We start from the raw sequence: 19690 nt of genomic DNA on the forward strand, positions 1-19690 counted from the left end.
GGCCGCCGCCTCGGCGCGCCGGGCCCCCCGAGAGGGGAGGACGAGGCCACCGCCCGGTAGGTTGCCGGGCATGGTGGACGCGGCGGCCGGCAGGGGCGTGCAGATCTGGACCGACGGGGCGTGCAGTGGCAACCCCGGGCCGGGCGGTTGGGGTGCGCTGTTGCGCTACGGCGACCACGAGCGGGAGCTGTGCGGTGGCGAGGCCACGCCGACCACCAACAACCGGATGGAGCTGATGGCGGCCATCCAGGCGTTGGAGAGCCTGAACCGGCCGGTCACCGTCGAACTGCACACCGACAGCACGTACGTGCGCAACGGCATCACCAGTTGGCTGGCGTCCTGGAAGCGCAACGGTTGGCTGACCGCCGCGAAGCAGCCGGTGAAGAACGCCGACCTGTGGCAGCGGCTGGAGGCGGCCTGCGAGCGGCACCAGGTCACCTGGCTGTGGGTCAAGGGGCACAACGGTCACCCGGAGAACGAGCGGGCCGACGGGCTGGCCAACAAGGGCATGACGGAGGCGCGAGCCGCACTGGCCAGCCGCTGAGCCGGGTCAGCGGGCCGCGTCGGGGTGCCCCGGCATGCTCGACCCGCCGCCGCTGCTGCCGGACGAGCCGCCGGTCATGCCCGCGCTGTTGTCCTCGGTGACGATGTCCGGCCGTACGTCGGTGTCTTCCGGCGCCGGGACCTCGGTGTCCGCCTCGACCTGCACCAACGGCACCTGGCCGGCCTCGTCCTCGCTGTGCTGCGGGTCGCCCGGCAACTCACCGTCGCGCTTTCGGTAGCCCACGCCGTGCCTCCCGTCGATGCCGGTCCGCGTCGGCGCTGGCTACCCGGCGTCGTCACGGCCGAAACCTCGCCCGCCAGGGGTGACCGCCGGTCCGAGAGTCTCGGCGGGCGGGGGAGCGGACGGCAGCCGCAGCGTCCGGCGACGGCTGAGCGCGACGGTCAGCGCCACCGCCAGCGCGCCGCAGACCACCAGGAACGCCGGGAGTGTCACCGAGGTGGTCGTTGACCGCGCCGCTGGTCGCGGAGCCGCCGGCGATGCCGAGCTGACCCGCCGTCTGCAACCAGGCCGCTATCGGCGCCGGCCGCGACGGGCCGTGGCCCGGGACGGCTGGCGGACCGGGGTGAGCGGCAGCGCCGTCCAGTGCGGTGGCCGGGTGCGCGTCGCCGGCAGGCCGGTGCGTACGTCGCCCCGAGCGGCGTCCAGCTGGGACTGGTGCAGGAAAAGCGTGTTCCGCAGGTCGCTGCCCCGCAGGTCGGCCCCGCGCAGGTCCGCGCCGGTGACGTCGGCGAGGCTCAGGTCGACGCCGCGCAGGTCGGCGCCGATCAACAGCGCCCCGCGCAGGTTGGCCCGGCGCAGGTCGACCCGGCGCAGGTCGGCGCCGGGCAGGCGCGCGCCCCGGTGGTCGACGCCCCCGGGGGAGCGGGCCGTGTCACTGGCCTGGGACAGCAGGGGGTTGACCCGGTCCCGGTGCGCGGCCACGTCCACCGTGCGCAGGTGCATCGGGTCACCCTCGGTGAGTGCCGCCGTCTCGGCACGGGCGCGGGCCAGCTCGTCGCGCAGGTCGGCTGGCGGGTGCAGCGTCAGCGCCTCGGTGACGTACCAGAGCAGTTCGTGCAGGGGCCGCAGCACGGCGAACGCCTCCGCCATGGCCGGCAGCGTCTCCGGCGCGCCCCGCCAGTCGCGCCCGCCGAAGGTGACCTGGGAGACCTGCTGGCCGGCGCCGAAGCAGTCGAACACCGTGCAACCGGGGAACCCGCGTTGCCGCAGCTCGGTGTGGATGCCGCAGCGGTGGTCCGGGCCCAGGTTGGGGCAGGCCTGCCCGGCCGGCTTGTCGATGGCGAAGTCCGCCGATCGGGCGAACGCGGGCACCACGCAGCACAAACCGAAGCAGCGTCCGCAGTCGGCGCGAAGCTGCGCCGACCCGGGCGGCGGTGTGGGGCTGGGCGACACGTGGCCGGTCCTCCTGGTGTCCGGGGCGAGACCACCATTGTTTCGCGCGCCGAGCCGACCGGACGGGTCGGGGTCACCGTCCGTGCGTGTCGCCGGCCGCCGCCGAGCGGGGAGCCGGGGTACGGGAGTGGCCCGGTGGCGGCACCAACCGGTAGATCGCCCGGTCCCCGTCGTCGTGCCCGTACTTCTGGTCGAAGTGCCGTTTCACTGCGTCGGCCGGCGTGTGGTCGCCGTCGGCGGGCTCGGCCAGCGCGAACACCGCGGGGGACGCCCCGGGCGCGCGGGGCGGCAGCATGGCCCGCACGGTCAGCGGCCCGGTCACCCGGAACCCGCGGCAGTCGACGTAGTGCTGCCCGTCCACCGTCACGTACGGCACGCGCACCTCGACCACGTCCGAGTCGTCGTGGCGCAGCGTGACCACGACCGACCAGTACCGCTCCAGGTTCAGGGTGGCCTGCTCGTGCTCCCACAACTCCTCGAAGCGGGCGTGCACGAACCCGCCCCACGGGCTGTCCATGTCCACCTCCAGCTGAGGCACGTTGAACGACAGCTTCCCGATCGGGAAGAACGAGATCAACGCCCGCCCGTCCCACTGGTAGAGCTGGATCGACGGGGACGCGTCGTAGAGCCGGACCTGCAGGCGCTGCCGTAGCCGGGAGTCGAGGGCGTCGCTGAAGGCGGCCAGGTGGCGCAGGTTGGTGCGGATCTGTCGGGGCACGTCCACCCGCTGCCGTTCCAACTCCTCGGAGCGCTGCTGGGCGGCGGTGCAGTCCGGGTCGAGCAGGAGCAACTGCACCTGGGCGCCGTTGCCGAGCGCCGCTCGTATCGCGGTCAGGGTCTCCTCGCGGTGCCGCTGCTCCAGCAGGATCGTCCAGGTGTCGAGGATGCGCACCCGGCGTCCGGAGCGGTTCAGCCGGCTCACGAACGCCTGCTGGTCGAAGCTCAGGTGCTCCTGCACCCGCGCCTTGCGGGCCTCCTCGAACAGCGGGTCGAAGATGACGTACGAGATGGCCGCGAGCACCACGCTGGCACCGAGGTTGAGCAGCAGGTCGCTGAGGAAGCCGGTGCTGCGCCAGGCGCCCACCAGCATGACGACGGCGACCCCGAGCAGTGCCCCACCGACGACGAAGGCGCGTCGTTGCCGCCCGCCCCGACCAGCCCACTCGGGCATCCGGTCCCCTTCCCTCGTCGGTCGGCCCACCGCCGCCCGCAAATCACCAGGATGCGGAGGATACGTGCCCGGTTTGCTGCTCGCTGTCCCGTTCGGGGCCAGCGGGTTCGTCGACCGGACCGTCACCACCGCTCATAGGGTGACGGTAACGGTGGCGCGCGACTACACAGGGTGGGCTCTGATGAACGACAGTGAACGCGAACAGGCGCTGCTGACCGCCCTGACCACCGAGCACTTCGCGCTGGAGACCGCCCGCTCGGGCACCGTCGCCGAGTCCACCGGCCGGGCCACCATCTACCTGTCCGTCCTGTCGGCCGCCCTGATCGGGCTGGGCTTCGTGGCCAGCAACGACAGGTTGGTCCGGCCCTACCTGGGCGCGGTGCTGCCGACCCTGGTGGTCATCGGGCTGCTGACCTTCCTGCGGCTCGTCGAGACGACAGTCGAGAACTCGTTGGACCTGTGGAGGATCCAGCGCATCCGCGCGTACTACCACCACCGGTTCGCCGGCCAGCACGACTTCTTCGCCGACGCCGTGACGGACGAGGGCACGATGCGATCTGCCTGGTCCCTGGTGGGCATCGAGCGCGGGCGATGGGAGTTCCTGCTGACCACTGCCGCGTTGGTCGGCGCGGTCAACGCGTTGCTGGTCGGGCTCGGGGTCGCCCTGCTGGCCGGCCTGGCCGGCGTCGGGCACACGCTCGCGATCCCGGCCGGGGTGGTGGTCGCGCTGGCGGCGTTCGCCGCGCAGTTCCTCTACATCCTGCGCACGGCCGCGGCCGAGCGGAACTGACCGCCGCTCAGACCGAACGCCAGTCGTCGCTGATCAACGAGTTGGCCTGCGGGCCCATCAGCAGCATCCCGCCGTCGACCGGCCAGGACGCCCCGGTGACGTAGCTGGCGGCGGGGGAGGCGAGCAATGCGACCACTGCGGCGACCTCGCGAGCGTCGCCCGGTCGCCCCACCGGCACGCCGGGCCGGTCCTGGGTGTACGGGTCGACGTCCTCCATGCCGGTCATCGGTGTGGCGATCTCACCCGGGGCGACCGCGTTGACGGTGATCCCCTCGGCGGCCAGCTCCTGTGCCATCACCCGAGTCAGCAGACCCAGCCCACCCTTGGCGGCGCAGTACGCGGCGGAGCCCACCCGGGGCGCGTGCTCGTGCACGCTGGTGATGTTGATGATCCGCCCGCCCGTGCCGGCGGCCCGCATCCGTCGCGCGGCCCGTTGTGCGCACAGGAACGGCGCGTCCAGGTCGACGGCGAGCACCTCGCGCCACTGCTCCCAACCGGTGTCGACGAACGGCGTCGAGGCGCCGGTGCCGGCGTTGTTGACCAGCACCCCGATGCCGTCCAGTCGGTCGGCCAGCTCGTCCACGACCGCCGCCGCCTCCGGTAGCCGGGTCAGGTCCACCTCGGCGACCTCGCAGCGACGACCGGTGGCGCGGACCTCGGTCGCCGTCCGTTCGGCGCCGTCGGGGTCGCCGTACCAGGTGATGCCGATGTCGAAGCCGGCCTCGGCCAGCGCGACCGCGCAGGCCTTGCCGATGCCGGAGTCCGCACCGGTGACCACGGCGATCCTCGGGTAGTTCTCGTATCGCTGGGGCATGTGGTTCGCACTACCCCGAGCGGGCCGACCCAATCGCCACGTCCCTGGCCGCCGAGGGCGTACCGTCGCCGGATGCGGATCACCCGATTCACGCACGCCTGTGTCCGGGTCGAGCACGGCGGCGGGGTGCTGGTCATCGACCCGGGGACGTGGAGCGAGCCGCGCGCCCTGGTCGGCGCGGACGCCGTCCTGGTCACCCACGAGCACACCGACCACGTGGACGTCCTGCGGCTCGCCGGCCTCGGCGTCCCGGTGTACGCCCCCGAGGGCGCCCGACTGCCGGATCTCGCGCCGCTGCCGGTGACCCGGGTCCGCGCCGGGCAACGCTTCACGGCGGCCGGCATCGAGGTCAGCGCCCACGGCGGCCGGCACGCCGCCATCCACGAGGGGCAACCGGACTGCCCCAACCTCGGCTACCTGGTCGGTGCCGAGCTCTATCACCCCGGTGACTCACTGCACGTGCCGGACGAGCCGGTGCACACTCTGCTCGTCCCGGCCCAGGGGTCGTGGCTGCGCCTCGACGAGGCGATCCGATTCGCCGCCGCCGTGGGCGCTGCGGCGGCGTACCCGATCCACGACGCGCAGCTCAACGAGCGCGGCCTGGCCAGCGTCGCCGGCTGGTTCACCGAGACGATCCCCGGCTACCGCCACCTCGTGCCCGGCGACACCGCCTGACTCCTGTCGTTCGGGAGGGCGAGGGTCACGCCGAGCGTCTCAGCGTGGGTCGGCCCGGCCTCAGCCCAGGAACAGTTGGACGAGGACCAGCACGGCGAGCAGCGCCGGCCCGCGTGAACCCTGCCGCATCAGGTCGACCGGGATCATCCCGAACGGGGTGTTGACCGTCGCGCCGCCGTAGTTGATCGGCGGGCGGGTGCCGGCCCGGAACGCGGCGAGCACCACCCCGACCGCCAGAGTCGGCGCGAGCCAGGCCGGCCCCGGGTCGACCGTCGGCAGGGTCAGCAACCACCACAGACCGGCGCCGATCGCCGGCACCACCACGTGGATCCCCCGCAGCAGGGTGTCGCTGCCACCGAGCGCCCGGCGGAGCCCGGGTGAGCGGCTGACCGACCGCAGACCACCCGTCAGCCGGTCGACGGCGAGGTAGGCGAACACCACCTGCGCGGCCCCGGCCAGCCCGGGCAGGGCGAGCGCGGCAGCATACTGCACCCCGATCAGGGCGGCCCAGATCAGCACGGCGCTCGGGTGGCGGCGCAACCGGCGTACGTCGGCCTGGAGCAGCGCCCACCAGCCGGGGCCGGGCAGGAAGCGGCTGCTGCGAACCCGGCCGATCCGACGCCAACGCCGGCTCTCCACCAGGCCGGCGAGCAGGCTCGGGTCCAGCAGGATCATGGCCGTGGAGGCGGCGTTGGCGAACTGGGCGCCGGTGGTCAGCGTGGCCCGGTCGACCCGGGGCAACGCGCGTACCGCGAGGATGGTGCCCGCGCCCACGAGGGGCACCGCCGCGGCGAACAGCGCGACCGTCGGCATCGTCGCCGGCCGGGGCAGCCCGTCGCCGAAACGACCGACGAGCACCACCAGGGCGGTGATGGCCGCAGCGGCCACCATCGGCACCGCACCGACCACTGTCGGCCACCGCCGACCCGCCCGGCTGCTCTGGGCGACGACGCTGAGCGCCAGCGCGGCCGCACCCCACCCCGCGCCGGCCCCGGCCGCCCAGCCCAGCGCCGCCAGGTCGGTGACACCGCCGAGCGCCGCCACGGCCACCCCGAGCGCCGCGGTGCCGGTCGCGGCACCCACCAGCAGCAGGACGAAGCGCGGCGCCAGCCAGGCCCGCCGGTCCACCGGCGCACTGGTCGCCCAGCTCTGCGTGGCCGGGGTGACCAACAGCGGCCCGAGCGCGCGCAGACCACGCCAGGCGAGCCCGGCGCCGGCCAGCAGCGCGGCGACCGCCAACCACCACCGCACGCCCGGCTCGGCCCGCCCCATCGTGGGCGAGTCCAGCAGGTCGCGGCTCGCGCTGATCGCGAACCAGCCGTACATGGCCCCGAACAGGACCATGACGTACGCGTCACCCAGCACGTCGCCGAGGGAGTGGTCGTGGTGTCGGCTGCGTGCCTTGCGCAGGTGAGTCCGCAGCTGCCGGGCGGTGGGCACCCCGGCCGGCGTGTCGGCGATCGTGGCCGGCGGGGCGGTCACCGGCCGATCTCGATGCGCTCGTCGACCACCGCGTCGATCAACTCCGGGTCGTGCGAGGCCAGCAGCACGGCCGTCCCGGCTGCGCGTTCCCGCAGCAGCCGCTCGGCGAGCCACTGCCGCCCGCGCACGTCCAACCGCTGCTCGGGCTCGTCCAGGATCAGCACCCGGCGCGGCCGAACGAAACACGAGGCCAACGCCAGCCGGCGGCGCTGCCCGCTGGACAGGGTCACCGGCAGCTGGTCGCGGGCCGGCTCCAGACCCAGCTCGGCGAGGACCTCCTCGACCGGCTCGGCGTCACCCCCATGGGCGTACGCCACCAGCTCCAGGTGCTCGACCACGGACAGGTCGGGGAAGAAGTCGATGTCGTCCAGGGCCGCCGCCACCAGCGCCCGCACCTGCGGGTCGGTCTCGTCGGCCCGGCGGCCCTGCACCCGCACCTCGCCCGCATCCGGGCGGTCCGCGCCGACGACACAGCGCAGCAGGGTGGTCTTGCCGCTGCCGTTGGGGCCCAGCACCACCGCGATCCGGCCCGCCGCGAGCGTGAAGCTCACATCGTCGAGCACGACCAGGTTGCCGAAGTTGCGACTGAGTCCCCGTACCGAGAGCGCGTCCACGATCACAGAGTCTCCCAGAGCCCTGCCACCGACCAACCTGAGCGACCTACGTCACGCGGTCCGTGGCGTCGGCCTCAAGTCGGGCGTCGGCCGCGGCCAGCCCCTGATCGTCGGAGACCTCCTCGGCGACCGCCGCCGCGTCCGCCCAGTGCCGCCGCGCGTCGGCATGGTCGCCCAGCGCGGCGGCAGCGTCACCCAGGTAGAGCAGGGTGCGCGCCAGCCCCGCCGTGGGCCGTGCCTCCTCGCGCAGACGCCGGCTCTCGGCCAGCAGCTCGTACGCCGTGTGCGCCTGCCCCGGAGTGCTGCTCAGCAGCGTCGCCCCGGCGTTGAGCAGCGCCGTCGCCCGGCTGGTCGGGTCGTTGACCGACTCGTACTCGTGCAGCGCGGCCCGCCACGCCTGCGCGGCGTCCAGGTGCTCGCCGAGCGCCGCGTGCACCAGCACCAGGTTGGTCAGCGCCGCCGCGTATCCGCGCGCGTCACCCACCGACCGGAACGTGTTGGCCGCCCGGACCAGGTGGTGATGTGCGATGTCCAGCTCACCGCGGGCCAGCTGCGCCGCGCCCAGACCCAGGTCGGTGAGGGCGTGCCCGGCGCGGTCGGCCCCCGAGCGGTGCCGACGCGACATCTCCAGGTGCTCCACCGCGTCGTCGAGCTGCCCCAGGTCCAGGAGCGCCAGGCCCAGGTTCATCCGGGCCTGGGCGGTGCCCCGGCGCCCACGCTCGTTGACCGCGAGGGTGAGCGCGGCCGCCGCCCCGTGCGGGTCGTGGCGGCGACGGCGCAGCACACCGAGCTCGTTGTGCGCCCACCCGGCGATCTCCGGTCGGTCGTCGGCCGTCGGGGTGGCCAGCACGGTGCGGCAGACCTGCTCCCACTCGTCGAGCCGCTCCGCGTACGCCAGCCAGCCGCAGAGCGCCACGGCCAGCCGGAACCACCACCGGCGCACGCGGCGGGGCAGCGTCTCGGCCGCGCCGGCCGGCACTCGCACCACCGCCAGCAGCAGCTCCTGGTGCAGGTCGAACCAGCCGTACGGGTCGTCGTCCAGCGGCAACGACCACTCCCGGTCCGGTGGGGTGCCGAGCACCGCCAGGTTGGCCGCGTGCCGTTCGGCTCTGCGGGCCAGGTGTCGTGTCAGTCGGGCCTGCGCGGCGACCCGGGCCCGGGCCGGATCGGCGTCGCGCAGGTGCAGCCGGGCGCTGGCGGCCAGCAGCGGGCGGATCTCGTACCGGTCGCCGGGCGCGCCGACCACGAACGCCGCGGCGGCCAACTGGTCGAGCAGCGCGGTCACCCGCTCGGGGTGCCGCCCGGCCAGCGCGGCGATGGTCGGCCGGTCCACCGGGGCGGGGGTCAGCGACATCACCCTGTACAACCGTCGGGCCCCGCGGGTCAACGCCCGGTACGCGGTGTCCCGTTCGGTGATCAGACGCGCGGCCGGCGAGACGGCGAGCCGCTGGTGTGGCGGTGTCTGCACGGCGCGGCGGAGCGCGTCCAGCAGGTCCGAGTGCCGCCAGCCGTGCTGCGCGGTGCGGTAACCGAGCGCACGGACGGTGCGCGGCTGACGGCCGCACAGGTCGACGATCTCGCGGACCTCCGGGTCAGTGCGGGGATCGGCACGGCGAACCCGGGCGGCGGGGGCGGCCCCACCGGCGGCGGCGAACAGCTCGACCGCCTCGGAGGTGCCCGGCTCGGCGATCCAGTGTGCGACCACACCCTTGAGCCCCACCAGCGCCGGACCGCCGGCGAGCAGCAGCCGACAGGTGCGCGCGGTGGGTGGCAGCAGTGGCCACACCTGCTCGGGCCGGTCGACGTTGTCGAGCACCAGCAGGATCCGGCGGCCGTCGAGCTGGCCGCGCAGGGCGTCGGCGGCGGCGACGAGCGCGTCCGGCCGACCGGAGACCGGCGGGGCGGTGCCCAGGATCCGGGCCAGCGCGGTGAGCACCTGCCGGGCCGAGTGAACTCGACCGCGCCGCCGCAGGTCGAGGTAGTACTGCCCGTCGGGGAAGTCGTCCCGGCACAGGTTCGCGGCCTGCACCGCGCACGCGGAGGTGCCCACCGCGCGGCGGCCCAGCACGGCCACCGCGTGCTCGCGGGCGAGCAGCCCGAGCACCGCCTCGACATGGTCCTCGCGACCGGTGAACTCGGCCGTGTAGGGCAGGGTGGGCGCGCCGGTGGACGGCGCGGTGAGCACATCCGTTGGTTCGGGGTCGACCTCCCGGTCGGCCCGGCGGCGACGCACCTCGTAGACCACGAAGCCGACGATGCCCCCGACGGCGAGGGCGATGCTCGTTGGCCCGAGCACGCTGGCCGCCAGCCCGGAGAGCAGGTCGCTGGCGAGGTTGCTGACCACGTTGGCGAGGACACCGCTGACCACCCCGCCGATCGCGATCAGCGCCGGCCAACGGGAGCCGCGGCGGCCACCGCCCGGCCGGGTCAGCGGACACCTCCAGAGACGAGCCCGGCGACCAGGTGCCGCCGTGACAGCACCACCAGCACCACCGGCAGCACCGAGGCGAGCACCGAACTGGCCGCCAGCGCGCCGCTGTTGCTCACGAAGCTGCGGGTCTGCTCGGCCAGGAACGGGCCGAGCGGCGACGCCCCCGGCCCGCTGAACAGCCGACCCACCACCAGGTCGTTCCAGACCTGGACGAACTCCAGCACGGAGACCGCCACCACCGCCGACAGGTTGTGCCGGGCCAACCGGCGCAGGGTGTGCCACCACCGACGCCCGCCCAGCCGGGCGTCGCGCACCTGCTCGACCGGCAGGTCGGCGAACGCGTTGCGCAGCACCAGCACCGCGAACGGCACACCCAGCGCGATGTGCACCAGGGCCAGGCCCTGGGCCGTGCCGGAGGAGAGCACCAGGCCCAGCACCTCGTTGACCGGCCCGGCGATGACCTGGATCGGCACGACGCTGGCCGCCAGCAGCACCAGCCCGGTGGCCTGCGCGGCCGGCCCGGTCAACCAGGCCAACGGGTACGCGGCCAACAGCGCGACCACCAGCACCGTTGCGGTGACCGCGGAGGCCAGGAGCAGCGTGAAGCCCAGCGTGTGCCACAGCTCGGTGCCGGTGATCAGATCGCGGTAGGACTCGCCGTTCGGCGGCGCCGACCACCAGCCCCGCGCGGCGGCGTCCACCCTGCCGTGTGCCGACGTGGCGACCAGCACCCCCAGCGGCACCAGCCAGGCGATCGCCGCGCCCGCCGCGAGCAGCCGGAACACCCGCCGGGGCGGGGCTACGGGGCCCGGCTCCGGGGCCGCCTCGGCGCGCGGCGGGGGCCAGGCCTGTCGGACGAAGAGCGCGGCCACCATGATCCCGCCGACGACAGCCACCAGCCACACCACTCCGAGCGCCGCGCCGTCGCCGGTCGTGGTGCCGCCCGACGTCTGCCAGATCCGCAGCGCGAGCACGGAGGCCTCGTCCCGGACCGAGCCGGGCGTCATCACCAGGATCAGGTCGAACGTGCGGCTGGTGCCGACCGCCACCAACGCGAACACCACAGCGGTCGTGCGCAGCAGCAGTGGCCGCCACTGCGCGTCCCACAGGACATGCCGACGCCCCCCGCCGTAGGCGCGGACCGCGTCGGCGAGACTCGACGGCACCGCGTCCAGCGCGGACCGGAAGACCAGCACGGCCAAACCCACCCAGGCCCAGACGAACGCCGACATCAACGCCACGGTGACCAGCCCCGGCCCGAGCAGCTGCGGCGCGTCGTCGTACGAGCGGCCGGTCAGCCGGGCCGCGACCAGGGTGGCCAGCCCCCGGCGCGGGTCCGGGTCGTACATCAGCCGGAAGGTGACCCCGGTGACGACCAGCGGCAACGCCACCGGCACCAGGAGGATCAACCGGACCAGCCCGCCCTCCTGGGAGCGGCGGGAGGCGGCGGCGAGCAGATAGCCCAGTGCCGTCACGACCGCCGGCACCAGCAGTGCCCAGAGGACCGTCCGGCCGACCACCGCGCCGGTGCCCGGGGCGGCGAGCGCGGTGCGGAAGTGTTCCGCGCCGACCCAGCGGCCGTCGGTGGTGACGCTGGCGTGCATGGTCCGCAGCACCGGCCAGAGCACGAGCCCACCGAGCAGCACCGCGGCCGGCAGCAGCAGTGCGGAGGTCGCCCCCGCCGCCGGATAGGCCCGGCCGCGCCGGGGCGGCCCGACGTCGTCGAGCACCGCCAGCTCGCCGAGGACCCGCACCTGGCTCATCGGCCGCCACCCGCGCTGCGGGCCGCCAGAGCGAGCTGACCGGTGGCGCGTCGGATCGCCTCGTCGGCGCCGACGCCGTCGGTGACGTCGGCGAAGAAGCCCTGCATGATCCGCCAGATGCCGACCCCGTCCGAGCCGGTGAACGCGCCGCGCAGCTGGTCGGAGAGGTCGAAACGCAACGTGCCGGGTGCCTGCATCTCCCGGGCCAACTGCTGGCCGACCGGGTCGGTGTAGCTGCTGATCGGGACGTTGGTGTTGGGCGAGAGATAGCCGCCGGCGCGCAGCCACGGCCCGAACGAGCCGGCCCTGGTGAGCCACTCGACCAGCTCGACCCCGCCCTGGGCGCCGGTGAACGCCACCGCGGCGTCCCCGCCGACGATCAGTGGGCCGCCGCCCGGCAGGGCCCCCGGGAACGGGAACGTGGTCGGTGCCTCCGGGCCCCGCTGGAACGGGCCGACGACGTCGGCGGTGAAGTCGGCCCCGAAGAGCATCACCGCACGCCGGGTGTGCACCATCTGGATCACCGACTCCTCGTACTGGGTGAGCAGGGCCCGACGCCCGCCGCCGAGGAACGCGCCGTCGACGCTCCACAGCTCGGCGAGCCGACCCAGGGCGTCGCGCACCGGCCTGGCCTGCCAGTCGGCGTCCGGCCGGGCGAGGATGTTGTAGCTCTCGGGCGCCACGTCGGCCAGCACGTTCTCGAACCAGTCGGTCAGCACCCACCCGTCCGCCGCGCCGATGGCCAGGGGCGCCGGGCCGCCGTCGCGCCGTGCGGCCGCGCCGAGCCGGCGGGTGAGCGCGACCAGCTCGTCCCAGTTGGCCGGCTGCTCGGACAGCACGGACGGCAGGTGCCAGACGAGTGACTTGTGCGCCGCCTTCACCCAGACGCCGTAGCGCCGGCCCTCGGCGGTCAGCAGCTCGCCCAGCGCGTCGGGCACCGCGTATTCGGTGGACGGGCGCACCGGGCTCAGCCAGCCGCGCTGGGCGTACTCGGTGACCAGACCGGGGCGCGGCAGGATCGCCACGTCCGGGCTGGTGCCGGCGAGGTGCCGGGCCCGCAGGAACGCGTCGATGTCGTTGCCGGCGCTGACCACCTGCACGTCGCCGGGGTAGTCGGCGACGACCTCGCGGAACCGGTCCAGCTCGCTGGTGCTCCAGACGACCGCGACCTGCACCGACCGGGTCCCGCCGGAGCAGCCTGCGGCCAGGGCCGCGGCACCCGCGGCGGCGGCCCGCAGCAGGGCACGGCGACCCAGTCGGACGGTCGGCGTCATGGGGTGGCCTCGCTCGGCTCGGTGACCAGCTCGTGGCGCACCGGGATCTCGGCGAGGGTGGCCGGGTCGGCGGTGCAGACCAGCACCGCCACCCCGGGGGAGGCCGGTGGGGAGAGTCGAGGCATCAGGTCACCGAGGGCGCTGTCGCCCGCAGACCCGGCCGGCAGGTCGATGACGAGCACCTCGGGCAGGCAGGCAGCCGCCCGGGCGAGCGCCACCCGGAACCGCTGGGCGGCGTTGATCTGGTGCGGCAGCAGGGTGAGAGAGAACGCCAGCTCGAGACGGTCGACAACGGTGGCCGTCCAGTCGTCGGCAACCTCGTGCACCCGTTCGCGTTTGCGCTGGCCGTACTCGATGTTGCGGCGCACGGTGAGCTGGGGGAGCAGCGCGCCACCGGCGGGCACGTAGCCGATCTGCCGGCGCGGCGGCGGCAGGGTGGTGACGTCCCGGTCGCCGACCATGATGCGACCGGTCACCGGGGCGGCGAGCCCGGCCAGCACCCGGGCGACCGCCGTGCCGAACCGGGGCGGCGCGACCAGGGCGGCGAGGGTGCCGGCGGGGACGTCGAGGGTCACCGGCCCGGTGCCGGGGACGGCGACCAGTGCGCGTAGCCGTAACGTGGCCCTCACCTCCGGTGACCGCTGGGCGAACGTCCCCAGGGTGGCACATCGTGCCGACAATCGATGTCCTCACCATCTCCACTATGGAGATGGCGGAGCTTCTCAGCCGGGCCCGTAGAGCGCGGCGAGCCCGGCCGCCGTGGCGGCCAGACGCTCGCGGAGCGCCACCGGGGTCAGCACCTCGACGTCGGCGCCCAGGCGCAGCAGGTCACCGTGGGCATGGGTGAGCGACTCGATCGGCAGCACCGCGGTCACCCAGCCACGTGCGTCCGGCGGCCCGGCGCTGGCGTCCACCGCGGTCACCACCGGATCGCTGCCGATCTCCCGCAAGCGCTGGCGACCGGCGGAGGAGAGCCGGACGGTTGCCTCGTCGCGGTGCAGCTGGGCGCGGAACCGCACCACGTGCGCCCGCCACCAGGTCGGCAGGTCGAAGTCGGCGGGTCGGTGGAACTCCTGCGCCAGGGGGGTCAGCGCGAGGATCTGGTTGACCCGGTACGTCGCCGGCGAGCCCCGGCCGGGCTGGTCGGCCACCACATACCACCGGCCACCCTTGAGCACCAGGCCGTACGGCTCCAGCACCCGGGTCACCTCACCGTTCCAGCCGCGGTAGCGCACCTCGACGCGGTGCTGCCGCCAGACCGCCTCGGCGGTGCGGGCCAGCTCGGGGGAGGCGTCGCCGTCGGCGTACCAGCCGGGGGTGTCCAGGTGGAAGCGTTGCTGGAGCCGGGCGGCCCGATCGCGCAGCGGCGCGGGGAGGGCGGCGTGCAGCTTGAGTTGCAGCGCGGCGACCACGTCGCCGTAGCCCAGCTCGTCGGCGGGGCCGGGTAGCCCGGCCAGGAAGAGCCGGTCGGCCTCGTCGGCGGTCAGCCCGGTCAGGCGGGTCCGCCAGCCGTCGACCAGTTGGTAGCCGCCGGCGTGCCCGGCCTCTCCGTAGAGCGGGATGCCGGCGGCGTGCAACGACTCCACGTCGCGGTAGATGGTGCGGGGGGACACGGCCAACCGGTCGGCGAGCTGCGCGGCGGTCAACCGACCGTGTGACTGCAGCAGCAGCAGGACGGAAAGGAGTCGACTGGCCCGCACTTCACTGACACTAGCTGTCAGGGGAGCGCTCGTACGGTCCCGGCATGGCTTTTCGCGACAAGGATCTGACAACACCGGGACCGATCACGGTGGACGGTCGACAACTCAAGCGCTACCACGTCGACCAGCCGGAGCGGCCGATCGAGCCGGAGGTGGAGAAGGCCGCGTACGACCTGCTGCCGGCGCTGCTGGCCGACGTCGTCGACGACGGCACCCCGGCCGCCGGGTGGGTGGTGCTGCACCGGGGCGCGGACACCGGCGCCTACCTGCTGGCGTACACCTGGGTGTGGGACAACGCGGTGGAGGTCCGCGTCGCCGCGGCCGGGCAGCCGGCGCTGGACTGTCCCGACGACGACCCGGCACACTTCGTCCACCTACGCCGCCCGGCGGTGGGCTGCGTCTGGGAGTTGGCGGTGCTGGAGCACGAGCGGGCCGCCTGGGTCCGGCACATGCTGACGCCGGAGAGCCCGAATCTGATCGGTTATCTGCGTGACACGCGAGCGGAAGGGCCGGTGGGCCGCTGATGGGCGACTTCGACTTCTATGTGGGCACCTGGAACGTGGTGAACCGGCGGCTGCGCGAGCGGCTGGTGGGCTCCGACGAGTGGGAGGAGTTTCCGGGGGTGTCGGTCGCGCACAGCTTCTTCGGTGGTGGCGGCAACTTCGACGAGATCACCTTCCCGACCAAGGGCTCCGCTGGCGCCACGGTCCGGATCTTCGACCCGGCCCGGCAGGAGTGGTCGATCTACTGGATGAGCAGCGTTGACGGCGTGCTGGGGCTGCCGCCGATGGTGGGCCGCTTCGTCGACGGGGTGGGCCGCTTCTACGCCGACGACCAGCACGAGGGCCGACCGGTGCGGTGCCGGTTCATCTGGTCGGACATCAGCGCGACCACGGCCCGCTGGGAGCAGGCGTTCTCCGTCGACGGCGAGCAGACCTGGGAGACCAATTGGATCATGACGTCCACCCGGGTGGGGGACTGACGCAGGACGATGGTGGGGCGGTGGTCGCGGTGTTAGTGTCCGTCCACCGCCCCGGATGGAGGAACGCCTTGGCCTCCGACCACGTCGACGTGCTGATCATCGGTGCCGGCCTGTCCGGCATCGGGGCCGCCTGCCACCTTCGTCGTGACTGCCCCGACAAGACGTACGCGGTGCTGGAGGCGCGCGACGCCGTCGGCGGCACCTGGGACCTGTTCCGCTACCCGGGCATCCGCTCGGACTCGGACATGTTCACCCTCGGCTACTCGTTCAAGCCGTGGACCGCCCCGAAGGCCATCGCCGACGGCACGACCATCCGGGAGTACGTGCGGGAGACCGCCCGGGAGTACGACGTGCAGCGGCACATCCGCTTCCGGCACCGGGTGCTGCGCGCCGACTGGGACAGCGCCGCCGCCCGCTGGACGGTGCACGCCCAGCGCACCGACACCGCCGAAACCGTGGTGCTGACCTGCTCGTTCCTGTTCGCCTGCACCGGCTACTACCGCTACGACGAGGGTTACACCCCGGCGCTGCCCGGTCTCGACGCGTACGCCGGGCAGGTGGTGCACCCACAGCACTGGCCCGACGATCTCGACCACGCCGGCAAGCGGGTGGTGGTGATCGGCAGCGGCGCGACGGCGGTGACCCTGGTGCCGGCCATGGCGGAGCGGGCCGCCCACGTGACGATGCTCCAGCGCTCACCCACGTACGTCATGGCGCTGCCCTCGCGTGACCGGCTGGCCGACGCGCTGCGGCGCCGGCTGCCGGCGAAGGCCGCGTATCCGGTGGTGCGGTGGAAGAACGTGCTGCTGTCCACCGTCAACTTCCAGCTCAGCCGGCGTGCGCCGGGGCTGGTGAAGCGGGTGCTGCGCCGGGCCGCGAGGGGCCGGCTCCCGGTCGGGTACGACGTCGACAGGCACTTCTCGCCCCGTTACGACCCGTGGGACCAGCGGCTCTGCGTGGCACCCGACGGCGACCTGTTCACGGCCGTCGCGCAGGGCAGGGCGTCGGTGGTCACCGACACCATCGACACCTTCACCGCGCACGGCGTGCGGCTGACCTCCGGCGACGAGCTGCCCGCCGACATCGTGGTCACCGCGACCGGGCTCAACCTGCTGGCCCTCGGTGGTCTGACAGTGCGCGTGGACGGCGTCGACGTCGACCTGGCAAACAGCGTCGCCTACAAGGGCATGATGCTCTCCGGCGTGCCGAACTTCGCCCTGACCATCGGCTACACCAACGCGTCGTGGACGCTCAAGGCCGACCTGGTCGCCGGGTACGTCTGCCGGCTGCTGCGGCACCTGGACCGCACCGGTCAGCAGGTCGTCACCCCGCTCCCGCCGCCCGACGCGCGGCGGGTGCCGCTGATCGACCTGCGCTCCTCCTACGTGCTGCGCGCTGTCGACGCCCTGCCCAAGCAGGGTGCGGCCGCGCCGTGGCGGTTGCACCAGAACTACGCCCGTGACGTGCTGTTGATGCGGCACGGCCGGCTCACCGACGAGGGTGTGCGCTTCACCCGGGCCGGCGAGGTGGCCACACCCGTCGGCGTCCAGCGTCCCGTCCCGACCAGTCCGTCTGCTCGTCGGTAACCGCCCGGAGAGGAGCACCCATCGTGCAGAGGTTCGACTTCGCCGGCGCCACGGCCGTGGTCACCGGCGCGGCCAGCGGCATCGGCGCGGCGCTGGCGCACGCACTGGCCCGCCGGGGCAGTGATCTGGTCCTGCTGGACCGTGACGCCGAGCGGCTGGAGGCGGTCACCGCCGCGATCCGCCTCGACCACCCGGGCCGCCAGGTGCACACGTACCTGCTGGATCTCGCCGACGTGACGGCTACCGCCCAGGTGGCCGCGGAGATCGGTCAGCGTCACCCGCGCGTCCGACTGCTGGTGAACAATGCCGGCGTCGGCCTCGGCGGCCGGTTCGACCAGGTGACGTTCGACGAGTTCAGCTGGGTGATCGACGTCAACTTCCGGGCCGTCGTGCAGCTGACCCACGCGCTGCTGCCCACCCTCAAGGCGGAGCCGGGCGCGCACCTGGTCAACATCTCCAGCCTGTTCGGGCTGATCGCGCCGGCCGGGCAGACCGCATACTCGGCGAGCAAGTTCGCGGTGCGCGGTTTCACCGAGGCGCTGCGCCACGAGCTGGTCGACGACGGCATCGGGGTGACGTCGGTGCACCCCGGCGGGATCCGCACCCGCATCACCGAGAACGCCCGGATCGGCAGCGGCGTCTCACACGAGGAGTACGCGGCCGGCCGGGCGCAGTTCGAGAAGCTGCTCACCATCTCGCCGGAGCGGGCCGCCGAGGTGATCCTGCGCGGCGTCGAGCGGCGTCGGGGCCGGGTGCTGATCGGCTGGTCGGCGAAGCTGCCCGACCTGCTGGCCCGGGTCCTGCCGGCCTCGTACAACCGGCTTCTGGTCACCGGTCTGAACCGGGGCGTCGTCCGTCCGGCGTCGCCGACCCCCGGCGTACCCGCGCAACGCCCCGGCGACGCCGCTGTCGACCCGGCCCGTGAGGTGGCGTGACCGGCGTCCCGGTCACGGGGGTGTGCTGCCCCGCTTCTCCTCCTGGGCCAGCACCGCCTCGCGGTGCTCCGGCTCGTCGCGGCGGGCCAGCTCGGCGGCGAGCCGCGGGTCGCCCACCAACCGACCCCGGTTGCGGTGCAGGAAACTCTCGAAACCCCCGGTGTACGGGCACGCCAGCTCGCCGAGCGCCTGCTCGGGTGCGTAGCGGCAGCCGGCACAGTAGTCGCTGATCTCGTCGATGTCGGTGCCGTCCACCGCGTACGGGCGGGTGTCCAACCGGGCGAGGTCGGCGTACTGGCTCATGCCGATCACCGTCGCGTTCATCACCCAGTCGGTGCCGTCCACGAAGCAGCGCTGGAACCAGTCCGCCAGCTCGGTCGGCCGCCAGCCGCGCTGCAACGCGTAGTTGCCCAGCACCATCAGTCGGGGCGTGTGGTGGGTCCACGCCCGGTCCCGGACACCGCCGAGGACGTCGGCCAGACAGCGGGCCTCCACGGCGTCGGCGTCCAACTCGGCGAACCACTCCGGCAGGGGCTCGGTCGCGGCCAGCCAGTTCGCCCCCCGGAAGCGCGGCTCGAAGTACCAGTACAGCTGCCAGAGGAACTCCCGCCAGCCGAGCAACCCCCGGACGAAGGTGTCCACCGCCGTCCGCGGGGCCGTCCCGTCCCGCCACGCCTGCTCGGCGGCCCGCACGGCCGGCTCCGGGTGGAGCAACCCGAGGTTGAACGACGACGACAGCACCGAGTGCGCGAACACCGGGTCGTCGCCGCTCATCACGTCGGCGTAGCGGCCGTACACCGGTAGCCGGTGGGTCAGGAAGTGCGCCAGCCGGGCCTGCGCCTCGGCATGGGTGGCCGGGTGCCGCCGGGGGCCGTCCCGGCCGACGAACCGCACCCCGTCGGCCGCCCACCGGTCCAGGTCGCGGCGGACCTCGGCGTCGATGTCGTCCTCGACGATCGGTGGGGGCGGCGGTGACACCGCCGACGCGTCCCGCCCCTCGGCGCGGGGTCGACGCCCCGGCCCGGCCGCTGCGGCCGGCGCGGTCAGGATGTCGTGCCGCCGCTTCGCGTACCGGTAGAAGTCGGCCACCCGCAGCGGGCCGCGCCGGGGGCGGTCTGCCCAGCCGGCGAAGTCGGCCCGGCTGGTGATGAACCCACGAGGTGGCAGCACTGTCAGCTCCGGCACCGAACGGGCGAAACGCAGGGCCGCCCGGGAGTGCGGATGACATACCTCCACCGGCTCGGCGACCTGCGCCAGCGCCTCACGGAACGTGCCGGTCCGCAGCAGCAGCGCCCGGTCGCCCAGCTCGGCCGCCCGGTGGCGCAGCGCGGACAGGATCAGATGAGCCTTCTGCCGGTGCATCGGCCGTCGGCGGAACAGCTCTCGGATCTCCACCAGCAGCACCGGCTGGTCGGGGTCGTCGAGGAAGTGTGGCCCGAGCTGGTCGGCCAGCAACCATCGGCGGCGATACATGCCGCAATTCTGCCCACTTTCCGGCCGTCGCAACCGACGCCGG

The 19690-nt window shown here is 73.9% G+C and carries 20 protein-coding genes; 7 read left to right on the top strand and 13 right to left on the bottom strand.

Annotation, left to right across the window (positions count from 1 at the left end):
- Nucleotides 1-70: 70 nt before the first annotated feature.
- A complete protein-coding gene (rnhA, locus tag KBX34_RS17660) occupies nucleotides 71-544 on the top strand; it encodes a ribonuclease HI (RefSeq protein WP_088947908.1) in 474 nt (157 codons plus the stop codon).
- Nucleotides 545-550: 6 nt separating this feature from the next.
- Here rnhA and KBX34_RS17665 read toward each other — a convergent pair whose 3' ends face one another.
- The 4 genes from KBX34_RS17665 to KBX34_RS17680 all read right to left on the bottom strand — a co-directional run bounded on the left by KBX34_RS17665 (nucleotide 551) and on the right by KBX34_RS17680 (nucleotide 3128).
- Nucleotides 551-787 (bottom strand): preprotein translocase YidC, encoded by a 237-nt coding sequence (locus KBX34_RS17665; protein ID WP_088947909.1) that lies wholly within the window; start codon nucleotides 785-787, stop codon nucleotides 551-553.
- A gap of 39 nt (nucleotides 788-826) precedes the next feature.
- Nucleotides 827-997 carry a hypothetical protein gene (locus tag KBX34_RS17670; RefSeq protein WP_210925882.1) on the bottom strand — a complete coding sequence of 57 codons (171 nt, stop codon included), beginning with the start codon at nucleotides 995-997 and terminating at the stop codon, nucleotides 827-829.
- 78 nt (nucleotides 998-1075) lie between these two features.
- Nucleotides 1076-1957 (bottom strand): pentapeptide repeat-containing protein, encoded by an 882-nt coding sequence (locus tag KBX34_RS17675; RefSeq protein ID WP_210925884.1) that lies wholly within the window; start codon nucleotides 1955-1957, stop codon nucleotides 1076-1078.
- A gap of 73 nt (nucleotides 1958-2030) precedes the next feature.
- Nucleotides 2031-3128: a DUF5919 domain-containing protein gene (locus tag KBX34_RS17680; RefSeq protein WP_099852902.1), complete on the bottom strand. Its 1098-nt coding sequence runs from the start codon at nucleotides 3126-3128 to the stop codon at nucleotides 2031-2033.
- Between the two features lie 181 nt (nucleotides 3129-3309).
- Between KBX34_RS17680 and KBX34_RS17685 the strand changes: the two genes are divergently transcribed.
- Entirely contained in the window at nucleotides 3310-3918 is a 609-nt protein-coding gene (locus tag KBX34_RS17685; protein ID WP_210925886.1) for a hypothetical protein, read from the top strand.
- Nucleotides 3919-3925: 7 nt separating this feature from the next.
- Here KBX34_RS17685 and KBX34_RS17690 read toward each other — a convergent pair whose 3' ends face one another.
- Nucleotides 3926-4732, bottom strand: a complete 807-nt coding sequence (locus tag KBX34_RS17690; protein ID WP_210925888.1) for an SDR family oxidoreductase — start codon at nucleotides 4730-4732, stop codon at nucleotides 3926-3928.
- 72 nt (nucleotides 4733-4804) lie between these two features.
- Here KBX34_RS17690 and KBX34_RS17695 point away from each other — a divergent pair, with 72 nt between their 5' ends.
- Nucleotides 4805-5407 (top strand): MBL fold metallo-hydrolase, encoded by a 603-nt coding sequence (locus tag KBX34_RS17695; protein ID WP_210925890.1) that lies wholly within the window; start codon nucleotides 4805-4807, stop codon nucleotides 5405-5407.
- Nucleotides 5408-5467: 60 nt separating this feature from the next.
- Here the strand turns inward: KBX34_RS17695 and KBX34_RS17700 are convergent, their stop codons facing one another.
- From KBX34_RS17700 to KBX34_RS17730, 7 genes are all read right to left on the bottom strand, one after another.
- Nucleotides 5468-6889 (bottom strand): DUF6297 family protein, encoded by a 1422-nt coding sequence (locus KBX34_RS17700; protein ID WP_210792931.1) that lies wholly within the window; start codon nucleotides 6887-6889, stop codon nucleotides 5468-5470.
- Nucleotides 6886-7509, bottom strand: coding sequence for an ABC transporter ATP-binding protein (locus KBX34_RS17705; protein ID WP_088947916.1), 624 nt, complete (start codon nucleotides 7507-7509; stop codon nucleotides 6886-6888). Before KBX34_RS17705 ends, KBX34_RS17700 begins: the two co-directional genes overlap by 4 nt.
- Nucleotides 7510-7549: 40 nt before the next feature.
- Complete coding sequence (locus tag KBX34_RS17710) at nucleotides 7550-9871, bottom strand: tetratricopeptide repeat protein (RefSeq protein WP_210925892.1); 2322 nt, start codon at nucleotides 9869-9871, stop codon at nucleotides 7550-7552.
- 59 nt (nucleotides 9872-9930) lie between these two features.
- On the bottom strand, nucleotides 9931-11697 hold the full coding sequence (locus tag KBX34_RS17715) for an ABC transporter permease subunit (RefSeq protein ID WP_210792932.1): 1767 nt from the start codon (nucleotides 11695-11697) through the stop codon (nucleotides 9931-9933).
- Nucleotides 11694-12971 carry an extracellular solute-binding protein gene (locus tag KBX34_RS17720; RefSeq protein ID WP_210925894.1) on the bottom strand — a complete coding sequence of 426 codons (1278 nt, stop codon included), beginning with the start codon at nucleotides 12969-12971 and terminating at the stop codon, nucleotides 11694-11696. The genes KBX34_RS17715 and KBX34_RS17720 overlap by 4 nt, the downstream gene beginning before the upstream one ends.
- Nucleotides 12968-13600 carry an ATP-binding cassette domain-containing protein gene (locus KBX34_RS17725; protein WP_185755283.1) on the bottom strand — a complete coding sequence of 211 codons (633 nt, stop codon included), beginning with the start codon at nucleotides 13598-13600 and terminating at the stop codon, nucleotides 12968-12970. Before KBX34_RS17725 ends, KBX34_RS17720 begins: the two co-directional genes overlap by 4 nt.
- A 93-nt stretch (nucleotides 13601-13693) precedes the next feature.
- Nucleotides 13694-14671, bottom strand: coding sequence for a YafY family protein (locus KBX34_RS17730; protein ID WP_210925896.1), 978 nt, complete (start codon nucleotides 14669-14671; stop codon nucleotides 13694-13696).
- A 44-nt stretch (nucleotides 14672-14715) separates the two neighbouring features.
- Here KBX34_RS17730 and KBX34_RS17735 point away from each other — a divergent pair, with 44 nt between their 5' ends.
- The 4 genes from KBX34_RS17735 to KBX34_RS17750 all read left to right on the top strand — a co-directional run bounded on the left by KBX34_RS17735 (nucleotide 14716) and on the right by KBX34_RS17750 (nucleotide 18174).
- On the top strand, nucleotides 14716-15195 hold the full coding sequence (locus tag KBX34_RS17735; RefSeq protein ID WP_088947922.1) for a hypothetical protein: 480 nt from the start codon (nucleotides 14716-14718) through the stop codon (nucleotides 15193-15195).
- A complete protein-coding gene (locus KBX34_RS17740; protein WP_210792935.1) occupies nucleotides 15195-15653 on the top strand; it encodes a hypothetical protein in 459 nt (152 codons plus the stop codon). Before KBX34_RS17735 ends, KBX34_RS17740 begins: the two co-directional genes overlap by 1 nt.
- Nucleotides 15654-15721: 68 nt before the next feature.
- Complete coding sequence (locus KBX34_RS17745) at nucleotides 15722-17239, top strand: NAD(P)/FAD-dependent oxidoreductase (protein WP_210925899.1); 1518 nt, start codon at nucleotides 15722-15724, stop codon at nucleotides 17237-17239.
- 23 nt (nucleotides 17240-17262) lie between these two features.
- Complete coding sequence (locus KBX34_RS17750; protein ID WP_210925900.1) at nucleotides 17263-18174, top strand: SDR family oxidoreductase; 912 nt, start codon at nucleotides 17263-17265, stop codon at nucleotides 18172-18174.
- Between the two features lie 12 nt (nucleotides 18175-18186).
- On the opposite strand, the gene KBX34_RS17755 is transcribed toward KBX34_RS17750, so the two are convergent.
- Nucleotides 18187-19647 carry a cryptochrome/photolyase family protein gene (locus KBX34_RS17755; protein WP_210925902.1) on the bottom strand — a complete coding sequence of 487 codons (1461 nt, stop codon included), beginning with the start codon at nucleotides 19645-19647 and terminating at the stop codon, nucleotides 18187-18189.
- Nucleotides 19648-19690: the final 43 nt, after the last annotated feature.

The organism is Micromonospora sp. M61, from assembly GCF_018070245.1.
Classification (GTDB): Bacteria; Actinomycetota; Actinomycetes; order Mycobacteriales; family Micromonosporaceae; genus Micromonospora; species Micromonospora zamorensis.

Bases quoted from the DNA above. Each gene is read 5' to 3' on its own strand.
- rnhA (WP_088947908.1), top strand. From the start codon at position 71: ATGGTGGACGCGGCGGCCGGCAGGGGCGTGCAGATCTGGACCGACGGG.
- KBX34_RS17680 (WP_099852902.1), bottom strand. From the start codon at position 3,128: ATGCCCGAGTGGGCTGGTCGGGGCGGGCGGCAACGACGCGCCTTCGTC.
- KBX34_RS17685 (WP_210925886.1), top strand. From the start codon at position 3,310: ATGAACGACAGTGAACGCGAACAGGCGCTGCTGACCGCCCTGACCACC.
- KBX34_RS17690 (WP_210925888.1), bottom strand. From the start codon at position 4,732: ATGCCCCAGCGATACGAGAACTACCCGAGGATCGCCGTGGTCACCGGT.
- KBX34_RS17695 (WP_210925890.1), top strand. From the start codon at position 4,805: ATGCGGATCACCCGATTCACGCACGCCTGTGTCCGGGTCGAGCACGGC.
- KBX34_RS17715 (WP_210792932.1), bottom strand. From the start codon at position 11,697: ATGAGCCAGGTGCGGGTCCTCGGCGAGCTGGCGGTGCTCGACGACGTC.
- KBX34_RS17720 (WP_210925894.1), bottom strand. From the start codon at position 12,971: ATGACGCCGACCGTCCGACTGGGTCGCCGTGCCCTGCTGCGGGCCGCC.
- KBX34_RS17735 (WP_088947922.1), top strand. From the start codon at position 14,716: ATGGCTTTTCGCGACAAGGATCTGACAACACCGGGACCGATCACGGTG.
- KBX34_RS17740 (WP_210792935.1), top strand. From the start codon at position 15,195: ATGGGCGACTTCGACTTCTATGTGGGCACCTGGAACGTGGTGAACCGG.
- KBX34_RS17755 (WP_210925902.1), bottom strand. From the start codon at position 19,647: ATGTATCGCCGCCGATGGTTGCTGGCCGACCAGCTCGGGCCACACTTC.